This window comes from Microcoleus sp. Pol11C2 (assembly GCF_036701505.1).
GTDB lineage: Bacteria > Cyanobacteriota > Cyanobacteriia > Cyanobacteriales > Microcoleaceae > Microcoleus.
The window spans coordinates 58,166-73,389 of sequence record NZ_JAUBQX010000006.1; the positions used below are offsets into that span (position 1 = coordinate 58,166).

Annotated in this window: 14 protein-coding genes; 8 read left to right on the forward strand and 6 right to left on the reverse strand. The window is 46.5% G+C overall.

What is annotated here, in order from left to right; translation table 11 throughout:
- Positions 1-146: 146 nt before the first annotated feature.
- Positions 147-998: a M48 family metallopeptidase gene (locus QUA42_RS05785; protein WP_333058817.1), complete on the reverse strand. Its 852-nt coding sequence runs from the start codon at positions 996-998 to the stop codon at positions 147-149.
- 102 nt (positions 999-1,100) lie between these two features.
- On the opposite strand from QUA42_RS05785, the gene QUA42_RS05790 reads away from it, so the two are divergent.
- Both QUA42_RS05790 and QUA42_RS05795 read left to right on the forward strand, forming a co-directional pair.
- Entirely contained in the window at positions 1,101-1,232 is a 132-nt protein-coding gene (locus tag QUA42_RS05790; RefSeq protein ID WP_333135903.1) for a hypothetical protein, read from the forward strand.
- 137 nt (positions 1,233-1,369) lie between these two features.
- Entirely contained in the window at positions 1,370-1,894 is a 525-nt protein-coding gene (locus QUA42_RS05795) for a DUF4330 domain-containing protein (protein ID WP_333135905.1), read from the forward strand.
- Between the two features lie 73 nt (positions 1,895-1,967).
- Here the strand turns inward: QUA42_RS05795 and QUA42_RS05800 are convergent, their stop codons facing one another.
- Positions 1,968-2,873: an alpha/beta hydrolase gene (locus QUA42_RS05800; RefSeq protein ID WP_333135907.1), complete on the reverse strand. Its 906-nt coding sequence runs from the start codon at positions 2,871-2,873 to the stop codon at positions 1,968-1,970.
- Positions 2,874-3,402: 529 nt separating this feature from the next.
- On the opposite strand from QUA42_RS05800, the gene QUA42_RS05805 reads away from it, so the two are divergent.
- Entirely contained in the window at positions 3,403-4,017 is a 615-nt protein-coding gene (locus QUA42_RS05805; RefSeq protein WP_333135909.1) for a hypothetical protein, read from the forward strand.
- Here the strand turns inward: QUA42_RS05805 and QUA42_RS05810 are convergent.
- On the reverse strand, positions 3,985-4,917 hold the full coding sequence (locus QUA42_RS05810) for a hypothetical protein (protein ID WP_333135911.1): 933 nt from the start codon (positions 4,915-4,917) through the stop codon (positions 3,985-3,987). The genes QUA42_RS05805 and QUA42_RS05810 overlap by 33 nt on opposite strands.
- Positions 4,918-5,826: 909 nt before the next feature.
- Here QUA42_RS05810 and QUA42_RS05815 point away from each other — a divergent pair.
- The 3 genes from QUA42_RS05815 to QUA42_RS05825 all read left to right on the forward strand — a co-directional run bounded on the left by QUA42_RS05815 (position 5,827) and on the right by QUA42_RS05825 (position 9,259).
- On the forward strand, positions 5,827-6,729 hold the full coding sequence (locus tag QUA42_RS05815) for an MBL fold metallo-hydrolase (RefSeq protein WP_333135913.1): 903 nt from the start codon (positions 5,827-5,829) through the stop codon (positions 6,727-6,729).
- Between the two features lie 239 nt (positions 6,730-6,968).
- Positions 6,969-8,186 (forward strand): bifunctional riboflavin kinase/FAD synthetase, encoded by a 1,218-nt coding sequence (locus QUA42_RS05820; RefSeq protein ID WP_333135915.1) that lies wholly within the window; start codon positions 6,969-6,971, stop codon positions 8,184-8,186.
- A 164-nt stretch (positions 8,187-8,350) separates the two neighbouring features.
- Positions 8,351-9,259, forward strand: a complete 909-nt coding sequence (locus tag QUA42_RS05825) for a MoxR family ATPase (RefSeq protein ID WP_333135917.1) — start codon at positions 8,351-8,353, stop codon at positions 9,257-9,259.
- A gap of 388 nt (positions 9,260-9,647) precedes the next feature.
- On the opposite strand, the gene QUA42_RS05830 is transcribed toward QUA42_RS05825, so the two are convergent.
- Together QUA42_RS05830 and QUA42_RS05835 are read right to left on the reverse strand one after the other, a co-directional pair.
- On the reverse strand, positions 9,648-10,847 hold the full coding sequence (locus QUA42_RS05830) for a glycosyltransferase (protein WP_333135919.1): 1,200 nt from the start codon (positions 10,845-10,847) through the stop codon (positions 9,648-9,650).
- A 384-nt stretch (positions 10,848-11,231) separates the two neighbouring features.
- Positions 11,232-11,438: a hypothetical protein gene (locus QUA42_RS05835; RefSeq protein ID WP_333135921.1), complete on the reverse strand. Its 207-nt coding sequence runs from the start codon at positions 11,436-11,438 to the stop codon at positions 11,232-11,234.
- 114 nt (positions 11,439-11,552) lie between these two features.
- On the opposite strand from QUA42_RS05835, the gene QUA42_RS05840 reads away from it, so the two are divergent.
- Complete coding sequence (locus QUA42_RS05840; protein WP_333042436.1) at positions 11,553-11,879, forward strand: MgPME-cyclase complex family protein; 327 nt, start codon at positions 11,553-11,555, stop codon at positions 11,877-11,879.
- On the forward strand, positions 11,876-12,613 hold the full coding sequence (locus tag QUA42_RS05845) for a hypothetical protein (RefSeq protein ID WP_333135923.1): 738 nt from the start codon (positions 11,876-11,878) through the stop codon (positions 12,611-12,613). The genes QUA42_RS05840 and QUA42_RS05845 overlap by 4 nt, the downstream gene beginning before the upstream one ends.
- A 67-nt stretch (positions 12,614-12,680) precedes the next feature.
- Here QUA42_RS05845 and QUA42_RS05850 read toward each other — a convergent pair whose 3' ends face one another.
- Entirely contained in the window at positions 12,681-14,822 is a 2,142-nt protein-coding gene (locus tag QUA42_RS05850; protein WP_333135925.1) for a tetratricopeptide repeat protein, read from the reverse strand.
- Between the last annotated feature and the right edge of the window lie 402 nt (positions 14,823-15,224).

The window sequence follows — 15,224 nt, forward strand, 5'->3', positions numbered from 1 at the left end:
AAGTCCGATCTCTTAAATCGAAATTAACTTGCTGCTGACATACCTTAGTAACTGGATTTATTTTTTAAGGAACCGCGAAGACGCGAAGATCGCGAAGTAAGAAAAGAGAAGTGAAAATAAGAGAGTGTCTGACTGATTTACGTTTACTACGAACCTAAAAGCCTGCGGATTTCTAGCCTGTAATCCTCATTATTCAAACCTTCACCGCTAGCAAGATCCGGATCTATAGCCTGTGAAATAGCAGCAATACGATCGCCAGTTGCCGGGTGAGTGCTCAAAATGCTAGGAGGAGAAGGCTTGTTGAGCAACTTTTTCATAAAATCAACCATCCCAGATTGAGCGTAGCCCGCTCGCCCCATAGTTTGCAATCCCAACTGATCGGCTTCATACTCAGCTTGGCGGCTGTGGGGACGGCGCAAAGCCAATTCCACCCCAATCTGAACCGCCTGAGATCGATCGAGCCCTGTCGCCGAAGCTACGCCTGAAGCTATGGCCATTTGACGCATTTGTTTAAGCGCGTGGCGAGCATTAATGTGAGCGATTTCGTGGGCGATCACACTTGCCAATTCTGCCTCATTGTCCGCCGCTGCCATCAAACCTTTATTCACATAAACAAAACCGCCCATTGTCGCAAAAGCATTAATATTGTCGTCGTCAATCACTTGAAAAGTATAAGGAATATCGGGGCGAGTGCTTTCTTGAGCGAGCCGCTGACCGATGCGGTTGATATATTCTGTAGTGTCCCGATCGCGGTCAATCTTAAACTCGCTGTTCGTTAACTGCTGATTAATTTGTTGGCCAATAGCCACCTCTTGTCGATCGGACATATTGGACAATTGAATAACTTGAATGCCTCGAAAAATCAGTTCAGGCAAAGAAAATGCTTGAGTTGGTTCCGGGGAAACCATCCCAATACCCGCAGCCACAATCAGGGACATAAACAGATAAATCCCCCGGCCACAAGTACGCCGGCAAGTCAACCAAAAACTTTTTAACATGAGTGATAGGTGCCAGAAGTTAGATAAAATTGTAGGAAAAACTCGAAAAGTCACTAAATAGGCAGACGTAATTTGAGGCTGCTTAGTTGCTATTCTAGCTTTTTGTCAATTTTTACCGTCGCCACCAGCTTCTGGGCGATCGAGCCAAGCCTAACCAACCGCCGTCAACTGCCTTCTGGGTTAAGTGCCCCAATCATGCGGATTTTGGGCGATCGTTGTGGTAATATCTTTTAGCTTCAGGACTTACGCATCAATAAAGTATGTCATTGCCAGCGGTAGCTCAGCAATAGCAGCATCTGTTTTTCATCGATGTCTGTGTAAGTCCTGAGCTTGTAAACATACTCCTGTCGCTATCAGTATAATAGGCGATTATGAAAATTTTGGATTCTCAAGGCAGACTGTTCGGCAAACTCAGCATTCTAGACGTAGCTGCCGCTCTGATCGTACTGCTAGTTGCAGTCGGAATCTTCTTCTTTCCCGGCACTTCTGGCGGTTCCGTCGCCCAAGTCGGCACCAGTGTCAAACCTGTAGAGATTGATGCAATTGCGATCGGTCTCAAAGGAACAAACGTTCCAGATTTGTTCAAAGCAGGCGATAAAATCAATGTGGTGATCCGCAATCAACCCTCCGGTCAGATTACCATCAAATCTGTCAAAACTCTCACCAGAACCCTAGCAGTTCCTCAGCCCAACGGCACTCTGAAAGCTCTCCCCGACCCCAGAGAAGAAGAATCCTTCAGCAAAAATATGATGTTTACCTTAGAGGGAAAAGGTCAACTTACTGAAAATGGCCCGGTTTTAGGTAATACGAAAGTCAAAATTGGTACTACGCTAGAGCTTGAAGGCAACAAGTACATTTTCAACGCCAGCGTCATCGACGTGCGAGTAAAAGAATAATTAGTAGTCAGTAGTCAGTAGTCATTGCTAATAGGGAAGAGGGAATTCATATTCCTTCTTCCTTCTTCCTTCTTCACCCTTCCGAAAGCAATTTTAAGTATTGCCTAATTAAGCCAATCGTGACAGCGGGAATTTCTAACTGCGGAGTCAAACCTACGTTTTCCAGAGGTTGAAAAACTTTGATTGCTTCGGGGTTGAGGTTTGCCAACCGCTGGCCGATATCGGGCCCGGTAAACTGCGATTTTTCTCCCCAAATAATCGCTGTCGGCGTTGTTAGCTGAGTGATGTACAGCGACAAATCAAAGCACAAATCTCCCCGCACAAAAGACAGGGCGGCATATTCTGCATTTGGTTCCAAAGCAGATGCGAGGTAAGCATCTACAATTTCTTGGTAAACGCGACGCGAATCGGCAAATTGTCGTTGTTCTAGGAAGCTACGGATGCCGCCGTCTGTGGCGATGCCGGTGCTGTAGAGCAATTTATCTAAAATCGGCGTGTTGACTAGCTTAGCGAAGAAACTGCTGCCGTAATCTTGTCCGAAGTCCGACAAACCGCTGGGTATGGTCAAAATTAGGGATTTGAAGAGATCCGGCCGTGCGATCGCAGCTCGAATCGCGATCGCCCCTGTCAGCGAAGAAGCAATCACCTCTGTCGGACTACCGCAAGTTTTTTCTAGAAATTCGATCAACGTTGTGATATAATCTTCAACCTGATAATTTCTTGCCGGATGTTCCGATCGCCCCCAACCGATTAAATCAGGTGCTAAAATTCGATATTCGGCCGCAAAAGCCGGATAAACTTTCGACCATTCGTAGGCACTCGACCCGCCGCCAAAACCGTGAAAAAATACTAAGTTTGGCTTATTTTCCGAAGTTGAGGTCGGCAACCCCATCCAAGGCATTTTTTCAGCAGTGTAGTAAACCATTCTGCCGAGAGAAGTAACTATTGATCGCTGACCGAAGCCGAGGGGTACAAGCATAAACTAACCTTAATCGCTGTTATATTTTAGATTCTTTTGAGCCGCCCCGTCTCTGTTTAAAAAACTTGCAAAGCTGGTGGCGTTTTTGTAAAGATTGAGTAATGATTTAAATCTATTTTAGTACAGGTGAAGCGTGAAACTACAGACAGCAAGTAAGTTTTGCGATTTGGGCAATTCGGCTGTGTAGTTATCCTTACCCTTGCAAACTACCGCCGATCGGAGATAATAGCAAAATGATGGGTAAGACCCCTCAACAAAATAGAGTCTGTTCGCCAACCCCGAAAGCAGGCGCTCGGAAAGGAGGACTATTAGAACTCGCTTTCAGGCAGGCGGCAGGTTTGCCGACGCTCGCCAATCACAAATCATTAATCACGATATTTTGCGGAGCAGTGGCTTTTGAGGTCGAAAGTCTTTGTTGGAGGGCGGGCGATGGGGTTTCGATTCCTAATTGCAGGTTTGGCAATCACGGGCCTCGCCGTTATCAATTCCAAAACACAAGAAACAACTAATCTCAGGGAGGTCTACTAAAATGCAACTGCTCAGAAAAAGGGATCGCGAGGGTTTTATGGTTGATGCGAAAAGTCTTCAATCTGACGGGTTGGCAGAATTTGACACAGCCTGTCGAAGCATGGATTTAAACGGCAAAAAGTCTTTTGTCGCCACTCCAGAACGCTCAGGCGCAGGTTCAGATGTGCGATCGCGCGCCACGGTACCTGCAATCGTCCGCGTAGCTTTAGAAGACTTGAAATGCTTTGAAGTAGTAGAACACCAGTTTGCACATTGGGGGGTGACTTTTAGCAATGCCGTCGCCATCCAACCTTCAAACCCTGCGTTTTTCACGGGTTCTGGGGCAACAGTGTTAATGGGGGCCCCCAAAAGCGGACTGATAGAAGTAACTTTTAAGTATCCAGTTCGCTGGGTGTCAGGACTTGTCACCAGTTCGCGACGAACTGTTTTATCTGCTTGTGACATTGACGGCAACCCAATTGTTCAGGATGAAATGCCGGCGCCCAATCTGGTCGGGTCTAATTCTCCGATCGCCCCTAGGGCTCCCCTGCGCGTAAAAGCTCCGAATATTCATAAAATTACTTTTTACGCTTTTGACGGTCAGCTAATAGTCGATGACTTGATTTTTGGATTTTAAAGCCATGCCATAAGTAGCGTCCCAAGTCTGCAAACCTTCGAGAAGGGCATTGCGGACTAAAGCTTCTGGTTCCCGACTCAGCATCAGGCGAAAGCACTCGGCAGCGCGGGAACGGGCGATCGAACTTTTGACAGAGCTCACAGGACCAAACCCACCCTGATTCACCAAATCAGTCATTTGCCGCACAGCAATCAAACGCTTCACGGGGTCAGCATCAGTCAAATCAGCCAAGATGCGATCGAGTGCCACTTCATCTTTTGCGGCCCTCCGACTCAACCCTTGCTGCAGCAACAGCCCTGCAATCGCGATCGTACCCAAATTCTGCAAAATTAGGCTCAAAGCCATCCACGGGCTCTCGGAGTCCGCCCAAATTGCCAAACTCATGTAAGCGCCCAAGGTAGCAATGCCGCCGATGCCGACGGCTAAAACGAACCGACGGTTCGGGCCCTCCCAAAATTGCTCGCCTTTTGCCCGCAGCAATTGCCAGTCCCACGATTGCCCTCGGTAAACCAGCATCATCGCTGCTATCCCCAGGCCCGTGGAAAACAGTAATTCACTGTTCCACCACCCCCAAACTGCTGCCAGGGTGACAACTGCCAGCCAACCTTTTGATCGAGTCAAACTCTCTAGCAGCCACTTGAGAAACGCAGTAGAAACCACAGGCGATCGGGCCCACTCGCTCTTGCCATCTAGCCTCAAGCGTCTTGTTGCGGCAGTCCGGCCTGTGGCTGTTGGGGTTCCCGGCGGGCGATCGTCCGAACTAAAATCCCTCAAAGCTTGACCATCAGTTATTTCTAAAGACAGGTCGCTCAAGGGAAGATTACCGAGCTCCAAAGTGCGATCGGACACTTTTACAGGCGATCTATTCAGCTTGGTTGTAGTTTTTTTAACTTGATTCATACTGACTTTTTTGAAAAATAACTTAAAGTTATCCAGGCTTTTTTAGCACTGATTTAGATTCTTGGCAAATAAGACTCTAAGCTTCTATGATACCGGAAATTCAACCCCGTGGCGAGTACCGCAAATGCGCTGAATTCCGATAAATCCTTACCAAAAATAGAGCAATTGAAGATGGTTGAGAAAATCACGATAGGTTAACAGCGAATATTTCTGCATCACTCTTGAGACAGAATGGCGATCGGAGTTGGCATGATGGCCAAAAATCGATATTTTTTAATTTCCAAAAATAGGGGAATTTTGAGTGATTCAATTTGTCCGCTAAGAAATGCACGACGAAAATTTAGCCTTTTGCCCGCAGGCCCGGACTATCGCTGCTACCCCGGTGTCAGATGAGGCTGGGATCAGCTTGACCAGCGGGACGAACCGCCGCCTCCGGGCGGGCCGAGAATCCAGACACAGACAGTATTGTTGGATAATTAGCAGGAGCATTCCTAAACTGCTAAGATTTTTGAATTAATGGGAGTTGAGGAAGCCGATCATCCGGGTTCAAACCGGTAAAGCAGCAAGGCAAACAACCGATAGATCGTGTTCGGCAATTGCGGAGGCTGGAAAAACAGCGGCTTTTGACCAAACTCAGACAGAACTGCTGCCCCAAAGTGTGTCTGCGGAGGTTAGGCTAGTGAAGATAGGAAAAAAATAGTTACGATCGAGACTTCATTAGTCTACCTTGTAATTTATTGCTCAGTTGTCAAGCCCAACAGTTTTGCATTCTCGCGATGAGCGAGACTCTTGGCACTTCCAACAAGTGGGGAACTCGACCGTCAAAGAGCTTGGGTTTGATGGTAAAGCCCTTAGTAATATGTAAACACCTTATCGATAACTCGCCGGAACAATCTTGCAAGAAAACTCATGTCTAGTATGCACAACCAATTCACGGTTCACTTCTGGGGCGTTAGAGGTAGCATAGCGTCTCCCGGGGCAGAAACAGTACGTTACGGGGGCAACACGCCCTGTGTAGAAATGCGAGTGGGTGACAGTCGCCTAATTTTCGATGGTGGTACTGGATTGCGGGTTTTGGGACAAACTCTCCTGTCCCAGATGCCCGTAAAAGCTCATATGTTTTTTACTCACTCTCACTGGGATCACATTCAAGGATTCCCATTTTTTGTCCCAGCTTTTATTCCTGGGAACTGCTTTCACATCTATGGCGCTATTGCTCCTAATAAGGCTACTATCCAGCAGCGCCTGCACGACCAGATGCTGCACCCCAATTTTCCGGTACCCCTGCAAATTATGGGGGCAGACCTGAAATTTAACGATATAGAAGTGGGCAAACCGCTGGAAATCGGAGAGATTAAGGTGGAAACTGCTTTGCTGAACCATCCTGGGGAAGCTATAGGCTACCGCGTCAACTGGCGGGGGTATTCGGCTGCTTACGTGACTGATACCGAACATTTTCCCGATCGTTTAGACGAAAATGTGCTGTCTTTGGCTCAAGATGCTGAGGTGCTGATCTACGACGCTACTTATACCGATGAGGAGTATTATGCGGAGAAGAGCAGCAAGGTCGGCTGGGGACATTCGACTTGGCAGGAAGCAGTGAAGGTGGCAAAGGCTGCTAATGTCAAAAAGTTGGTGATTTTTCACCACGACCCCCTGCACAATGACGAGTTTTTAGACAGGGTGGGAGAACAAGTGGCTCAAAGATTCCCGAATAGTTTGATGGCGCGGGAAGGTTTGTCGTTACAGTTGCTGCCTCCTGATAAGGATTTGTCTGAAGCGTGGGTGCAAGCGCCTAAAGTGCCTGTCTGATGGATTTGAGGTTGCCAGAGGGTTCTGAAATCTTGATCTGTGAAATCTGAAATTTAAGTTAGGGCTGACCTCACTCAAAGACGGATACAAGCCCCCGACTCGTGTCGTGGAAAATCCAAAAGTTTAGACCCTAGTTGAACCTCCCAGATTAATCTGGGGAGTCAATTCTAAAATCTAAAATCTAAAATCTAAAATCGACTGGCGATCGCAATCTGGCTAAGTATGTCAAAATTTTAAGCGTGTGGGTAACTTCTTCTTGTACCGCTGCTCTGACTCCAACTTCTGTTGCCTTGGGAAACTTTGATGGTTTGCACCTAGGGCATCGACAAGTCGTGCAGCCAATTTTAAATCGATCGCCTGGGCCAAATTCTGCGACGGTTTTTGCGTCCGCAGAAAACTTGCGTTCAAACGCTGGCACAGATCAAAATTGGGAAAGCGAACCTCCGGCGACCTGCTACAACAACTCAGCACCACCACCCGATGGAGCCGACAGCGGCCGTAATTATGATGGTTTGATAGGTCAGACGAAGGCAGAGGGGAACAGCCTCTCTGGGATCGATTCTGATGGAGTTGATCGGCTTTACGGCACTGTGGTGACATTCGATCCCCACCCGCAAGAATTTTTTACGGGTCAACCGAAAAAACTGCTGACGCCTCTGGCAGAAAAGGTAGAATTGCTCGCAGCAATGGGTGTCGAGCAACTTGTGCTGCTGCCGTTCGATCGAGAATTGGCGGCTTTGACTGCTTGTGAGTTTGTCGAGGAAATTTTGGTGCGACAACTAAAAGCGAGTCGAATTAGTGTGGGGGTTGATTTTCGGTTTGGGCGGGGACGCGCTGGGACGGCTGTGGATTTGCAGTCGATCGCCTCGGGTTACGGTATTGATGTTGCTCTTGTACCGCTGCACAATTGCGGTGAGGGCGATCGGATCAGCAGTTCTGCAATCCGCGAAGGTCTGGCATCCGGCGACCTCACAAGAGCGAATCAGTTGCTGGGCCGACCTTACAGTTTAGTCGGGACTGTGGTTGGCGGACAGCGGCTGGGCAGGACGATCGGATTTCCTACTGCTAATATCGAACTGCCACCGGAAAAATTTTTGCCACGTTTTGGCGTGTATGCGGTGCGAGTCTCGCTGAAGCATGGATGGGAAAAGATGAAAGAGGAAAGTTCTTCCTATCAGCGGGAAAATCCCAAATCTCTAATTCCCGGCGCAGCATCAAATTTATCTTTTGTCAATGGGGTGATGAATGTTGGCTGTCGCCCGACGGTAGACGGGTTGCAACCCACTGTGGAAGTTCACCTGTTAGATTGGTCTGGGGATTTGTACGGTCAAACCTTGAGCGCGAGTTTGGTAGAGTTTTTGCGACCCGAACAAAAATTCGCTTCTCTGGATGCTCTCAAAACTCAAATTCAGGCAGATTGCGATATTGCTAGAAGCGTATTAACTGCTAAAGTCTAATAATTATGTGATCTAGAACAGCGTCATAGGTTTAAAAAATGGTGCAAAATGAGTCAGAATCAATTGTAGTTTTACAAATACGAAGTCCGCAAGGCAAAGACTCAAGATTTGGGTCATTTGATGTTTGATCCACAATTAGCAATTAGCACTTAGTAATCAGGGATATGAGACAACATATTGAGCGGCTCAAACAAAATCTAAGCAAAACTATGGTCGGCAAAGCGGATGCTATTCGCTTGGTGCTGGTAGCCGTGCTTTCGGGCGGCCACGCGCTGCTGGAAGACGTGCCGGGTGTGGGAAAAACGCTGCTGGCGAAGTCTTTGGCGCGATCGATCGATGGGAAGTTTCAGCGGATTCAGTGCACTCCCGATTTGTTACCGACGGATATCACCGGTACTAATATTTGGAATCCGCGCAGCGGAGAGTTTGAGTTTTTGCCCGGGCCAGTTTTTGCTAATGTTTTGCTTGCCGATGAAATCAATCGGGCGACGCCGCGAACTCAGTCAGCTTTGCTGGAAGTGATGGAAGAAAAGCAGGTGACAGTAGATGGAGTTTCTCGAAATGTTCCGGCACCGTTTTTTGTGATTGCGACTCAGAACCCGATCGAATATCAAGGCACTTTTCCGCTACCGGAAGCCCAGATGGATCGGTTTACTTTGTCTTTGACTTTGGGCTATCCCGCTGCGTTGGAAGAGTTGCAAATGTTGGAACGGCTTTCTGATAGTTTTGCTGTTGAAGATTTGCAGCCTTGTATTTCTTTGGAAGAAGTGCAGGAATTGCGTCGTTTGTGCGCTGGTGTGAAGGTGGAAGGCTCTTTGAAACAGTATATTGTAGATTTGGTGCGATCGACGCGGGAGGATGAGGAGATTACTCTGGGGGTGAGTCCCCGAGGTGCGGTGGCTTTGCACCGGGCGTCCCAGGCTTTGGCGTTTATTTCAGGGCGTGATTTTGCTACCCCGGATGATGTGAAGGATTTGGCGCCGCACGTACTGTCTCACAGGTTGATTCCGGCGGGGGGAAGGAGGGCTAAGACGATTGTTGACAAGTTGTTGCGATCAGTTCCTATTCCTTAAAAAGTTTGTAAGTAGGTTGCCTTAATTAAAAAAACAGGCTTTCCGACCTGTTCCAAAAACAATTAATTTTCCTGTAGAGTGGGCAGGAGAACCCGCCATTCAAAGACTTATTAATAATTGTGCAAGATGTCATATCAAATCTGGTAGCATCGGAATTGTAAAATCCAGTCAGCAGTCAACAATCACGGACGCTGAAACCGGAATTAATCTAATTCATCTGCGTTAATCTGTGTTTATCTGCCTCTATCTGCGGTTAAAAAATATAATTTCTCGGGCCGCCGATGATAATGGATTGACGCTGAATCACGCAGAGGTCGAGAAGAGATATATGAATAATTCCGATGCTAACAGATTTGATGTCAGTTAATCAATAGGTTTTGCACCATTCTCAAGCACTCTCAAACAGCGCCACTAATTTTTTTGCCTCTAAATCAACATTGTGTTGTTGAGCAACCCGTTCTGCTCCTGTTTTCCCCATTTGTTCTAGTTTTTCTAGAGGTGCTTCCAATACCGCGCGCATCGCTACCGCTAATGCTTCTGCGGAACCGGGAGGAACTAACCAACCGCAAACACCGGGTTCTACGAGCTCCGGGATGCCAGCCACATAAGTGCTAATTACAGGTCGATTGAGAGCGAGGGCTTCCATAATTACGACGGGCAAACCTTCAGCAAAACTAGGCAATACCATTGCCCGTGAAGCTAAAATCTCTTGCTGAACTCGATCGCCACTGGCCCAGCCGGTAATTTCTATATGATTTTGCAGGCCGAGTTGCAGAATCTGGTGTTCAATATCCGATCGCAGCGGCCCGTCTCCTACAAGTATCAACTTAAACTCTAAGCCTTGAACTGCTAGCAAGTTAGCAGCTTCTAGCAATAACAAATGACCTTTTTGTTCGCTGAGCCGGCCAATGCAAGCTAAGCGGGGTGCTGCGGGTATGGGGACGTAGGGTGCAGCTAAAAATGCAGCATCTACGCCGCAGTGTATGACGTGAATTTTTGACCAAAAAGTGCGATCACACCACCGAAAAAGCTGACTTTTACCGAAGGAACTAACCGCCGCTACAAAGGTCGATCGCTTAATTTTTTCGTCTAAGGAAAGAAGTGTCGCTTTATCAAATTCTTCAGGGCCGTGAACGGTGAAACTGTAAGTGGGGCCGCCAAGCACGCGGCACAGCATTGCGACTGTTGTGGAATTTGTCCCGAAGTGAGCGTGAACGTGTGCTGTACCGGATTCTGCAAACCAATTTAAAAGAATGCAAGCTTCTGCTAAATAAGCTAGATGCAGCAAAATCCCCCGTTCCGAGTGCCAGCCAACTTTGAACATTAACCGCACAGCTTCGATGAATCGAATTGGTCTAGTTGCGGCAACGCGCAGCAAACCCCACGCTAACCCCTGTACACCAACTCCTAAGATTACTTTAGTCAATTCTTGCTCTACTTTGTCGGCCCCATCAACAAGTTCAGACTCGCAGGAGCGGATGGAAAAACGTGCGACTTTCATGCCGCAATTTTCAACGGCTAGCACTTCTCTGCGGACAAAGCTGTGGCTGACTTTGGGATATTGGTTGACTAAATAAGCGATGTTCATGAACGGGGAGAAAATTTTATGGTAAAACTTAGATTAGTTTAGCCTTTGGCTGCAGTACGTGGGTAACAAATTTAGCTGATTTGTTGAGCTTATTTGAGCAGGGGCTGAGGGCGATCGCTTTTGGTGGGATGGCGGAAGTGACAGCGGGGCGATGGCTATTCCGGCGAGAGGAAATCAATCCACACATTTTACATTTTTAATACAATAGTTAGGACTGTTTTTAGGTAGTAGTCACAAACCCTTGATTTTCCCGCGAGCACATTGATCACCATCAAAGCCTTTTTTTAGGGTTTCCAATCAAAAACTGTCTGAAGTATTTTCATATGCAAACCACTCCCAATCCGGTTTAACAGCCCCCTGTTTACCTCAATAATTAGTAATTATTCAACCTGCAATTCCATCTAATTTCCTATTGTCACCTAAATTTTCCCGAAAATCACCAGCCCGAAAAATAATCGCCCAAATCCCCAAAAAACCAGCAACTCTCGCAACTCTCACAACTCTCCCAACTCTCACCACCAAAGATTTTTCTGAGGCGACTTGCTCTGCATCTACCCAAGATGACAGCAAATAAGGTAAAGTAAACGGCACAAGAGTCTAGAACTCTCCAACGACCGCAACTCGGCAAACCCACCCCTGACCAGCAAAACTGGCCGGTACAGGTGGCATTAACCGCTAACCGTCAACCTCTAACAACCCAGAAAAATGCAAACCTACTACTACGTTTTAGCCAGCCAACGCTTTTTGCTAGAAGAAGAAGCCCTAGATGAAGTGTTTAAAGAAAGAACTCGCAACTACAACGAACAAGAAAAACAAATAGACTTCTGGCTAGTCAAACAGCCCGCTTTCCTAGAAGCACCGACAATGGCAGAAGTTAAAGCAAAATGCCCTCAACCAGCCGCCGCTATTATTTCTACCGATCCAGTCTTCATCACCTGGTTGAAACTGCGATTAGAATATGTACTGACAGGTGAATTTCAAGCACCGTCAGCAACTATTCCCGATGCCCTCGCATCCCTACAGACAGCATGACTAAAATAGCAAAATATCCGACAAAACAACTAACAACAATTAGGGGTAAATTGTACAAATTTATTTTGTCTCTCCCCCTATTTTCTGCTACTTCAATCGCACTTTTGGGATTGACCATTTTATCGAGTTCTGTTAAAGCTCAATCGAGCTGCCAACCGCCTCAGCCCGATGAATATCTACTGTTAATTGTCACCCCAACACCCGAACAGCAAGAAAGAGCAAAACGCTCTTTCCCTGGAAATACTAACAACACAGTTTGTCGGTACATCAATGACACGGTGACGCGAGTTGGTGGCTTTCGCGACTCGCAAATCGCCAGCGATTGGGTTAAATACATCGAAGATGTTGTCGGATTGCAAGCTTACGTAGTACGATCGCCCGCAGCGGCGCTACCCCAAAATTTGCCAGTCTACAACCCTCAGCCAGCGCCCGATTCTGAACCAATAACCAATCCTTCAACCGGCAATCTTGCCTTCAATCCCCAACCCCTGGGTCCTGGTTATGCAGTGTTAGTAGATTACTTCAACCAACCGGAATTAGCCGCCGAAGTCAGGCAAGCATTAGGCACGCAAGTAGGCTTAGCTTCCTACGGCCAGCGTCCCTTTTTATTCGTCGCTTATACAACGGATCAAAACGCCGCTACTGCTGCTGTAAAAGCATTGAGCGATCGAGGTTTTTGGCCGATGTTAGTAGACAGCCGCCGAGTTACCGTAATTGCTCCCGCTGTTCGCTAAAAGATAAAACTTTGCAATTAAAATTGCTTCTTGTCAAACAAAGTCCGCCTAAGCGGACTAATAACAATTATTGTTGTTGTTGGGACTCTAGCGGGCTGCTTCCTAGCTGACTTTCGGCCCGCTTTTTTGCTTCCATTGCGGCTCGGTAATCGGGGTTGTAGCGAATTGCTTTGTCATAGGAGGCGATCGCCTCTTCGTATCTTTTTACCGCCACAAGCGCATTGCCGTGGCTGTACCAGGCTTCCGAGTAGTCAGGCTTGACATAGACAGCTTCATTGTAAGATACTAGCGCATCTTCGTACCGCTTTAAATTGGACTGAGCATTTCCTCTATTGTACCACGCTTGATACTCTTTCGGGTTTAAATCTAAGGCTCTGCTGTAACACTCAATTGCTTGTTCATACCTCCGCAATTCGTGGTAAGACCAGCCTAAGTTATACCACGCTTGATAATAATCCGGTTTTAATTTAACAGCTTTTTCGTAAGCTTCTACCGCTTGTTCATGCCTCCGCATTTTCAGCAAAGCGATGCCTTTACTGTACCACCCTTGATAAAAATTTGGCTGAAATCGCACGGCTTTTTCGTAGGCTTCAAAAGCTTCTTGGTTCTTGTTTAATTCTAGGAAGACATTGCCTAAATTGTACCAAGCTTCATAATTATCGAATTTGATCTCAACTGCTTTTTGATAGGATTCTACGGCTCGATCGTACTGTTTTAATTTTTGGTGAGCTTGTCCCCGATTGTACCAGGCACGGTACAAATTGGGCTGAAATTGTACCGCTTTTTCGTAGGAGACTATCGCTTCTTCGTACCGCTGCGAATCTAACAGAACATCGCCTTTGCCTTCCCACGCGGCGGCATAGTCGGGCTGGATTTTCAAAGCGTTATCAAAAGATGCGATCGCCTCTTGAGGTTGTTGCAACTTATCCAAAGCATAACCGCGTCCCGTCCAAGCTTCCAAGTATTCCGGCTTTAATTCTATGGCTTTATCATAAGCTGACTGCGATTCTCGGTATTTTTTCAATTCATATAAAGTTTTGGCTTTTTCCTGCCAAACTTCCGCGTAGTCCGGCCTGAGAGTTATTGCTCGCTCGTAAGCGGCTAGAGCTTCTTCAAAGCGGCTTAAATTGTAAAGAGTATTGCCTCGGTTATATAGGTCAGTTGCATTGGCTGAATTAAAAGTATTTACAACATAAATTGATGCTAAGATAGTGACGCCTATTAAACTGGCGATCGACAATATTTTTAAATACAGTTTTTTTCGGGGTTTTACAAGCTTATTCGCAGCAACAACCGGAGGTAATACAGGAACTGTACCGCTGAAAGAATCTTTCAATTGTTTAATAGCTTGCAGCGTTTCGCCGGCACTAGAATAACGCTGGCGAAAATCGTACTTTACCATCTTATCTAAAATCTTCGCAAATTCAGGACTGACTGATGTTTTGTCCTGCCAAATAATTTCCTCTGTATCGGGGTTTCTTGGCATTTGGTGAGGATTTATACCCGTGAGAAACTGAATTGCGATCGCACCGACGGCATAGATATCGCTGCTGAGTTTCGGGTTGCCGTGAGCTTGTTCGCTGGGCATATAACCGGGAGTACCGATGCTGACACTCAAGCTATTTTTGAGCTGAGGAGTGGTGATTTGAGTAGTAATTTCTTTGACTGCGCCGAAGTCAATTAAAACTAATTTTCCGTCTCTATCTCTGCGGAGGATATTGCGGGGATTGACATCGCGGTGAATCACATTTTGCTGGTGTACAAAGTCTAAAATTTCGAGAAGTTCCTGCAATATACAAATGACTTGATCTTCCTGCATGACTCCTGCAGCCCCCCCTTGGTAAGGGGCACCTCCCGCAGTTCCTCCTTGGTAAGGGGGGGTTTGGGGGGGTATAATTTCTTGACTTAAATCGTGACCTTCTATAAATTCTTGAACTAGATAAAACTCTTGATTCTCTTCAAAAAAAGCAAAAAGTCGGGGAATGCGATCGTGATTTCCCAACTTGTACAAAACTTGTGCTTCAGTATCGAATAAACGTCTTGCTACCTTTAGAGTTTCCGGATCGGTTGCGTGAGGTTTAAGCTGCTTGACGACGCAGAGGTGATTGCCTGGTAGCTGCTTATCTTCAGCTAAATAAGTTTGAGCAAATCCGCCGCCTCCCAAGTGACGGATAATACTGTAGCGATTGCCGAGTGTTATTCCAAGCATGAAATTCACCTAATATTTCCTAGTCGTTTGGAGAATTAGCTTCCAACCAAGCTGTCACATCTTCCGCATTTGAAAATTCTAACATGGCCTCTCTAATTTTTTTTATTGGTCGAACCGCAACTGGGAAGTTTGAATTTTAATAAAATCACTTTTAGGGTGAAATCCTTTGTGCAGTTCTTCAATCATTAATTTAGTTCCATCCGTTTTTGCTGTATTGTACAAAGCTAGCTTGTTTAAGACCTGCCGATTTAGAACTTAAATTTCAATAATTACAACAAAGGTGTCGTTGTTGAGTTTTGCGATCGCCTTTAAGTAGCTATCTTTGGTTTTGATGTAAGGTGCGCGGTGCGAACTTTACTGTGACAGTTTATTTGCTGTATTTCTTGTTCCCTCCCCTTAGTA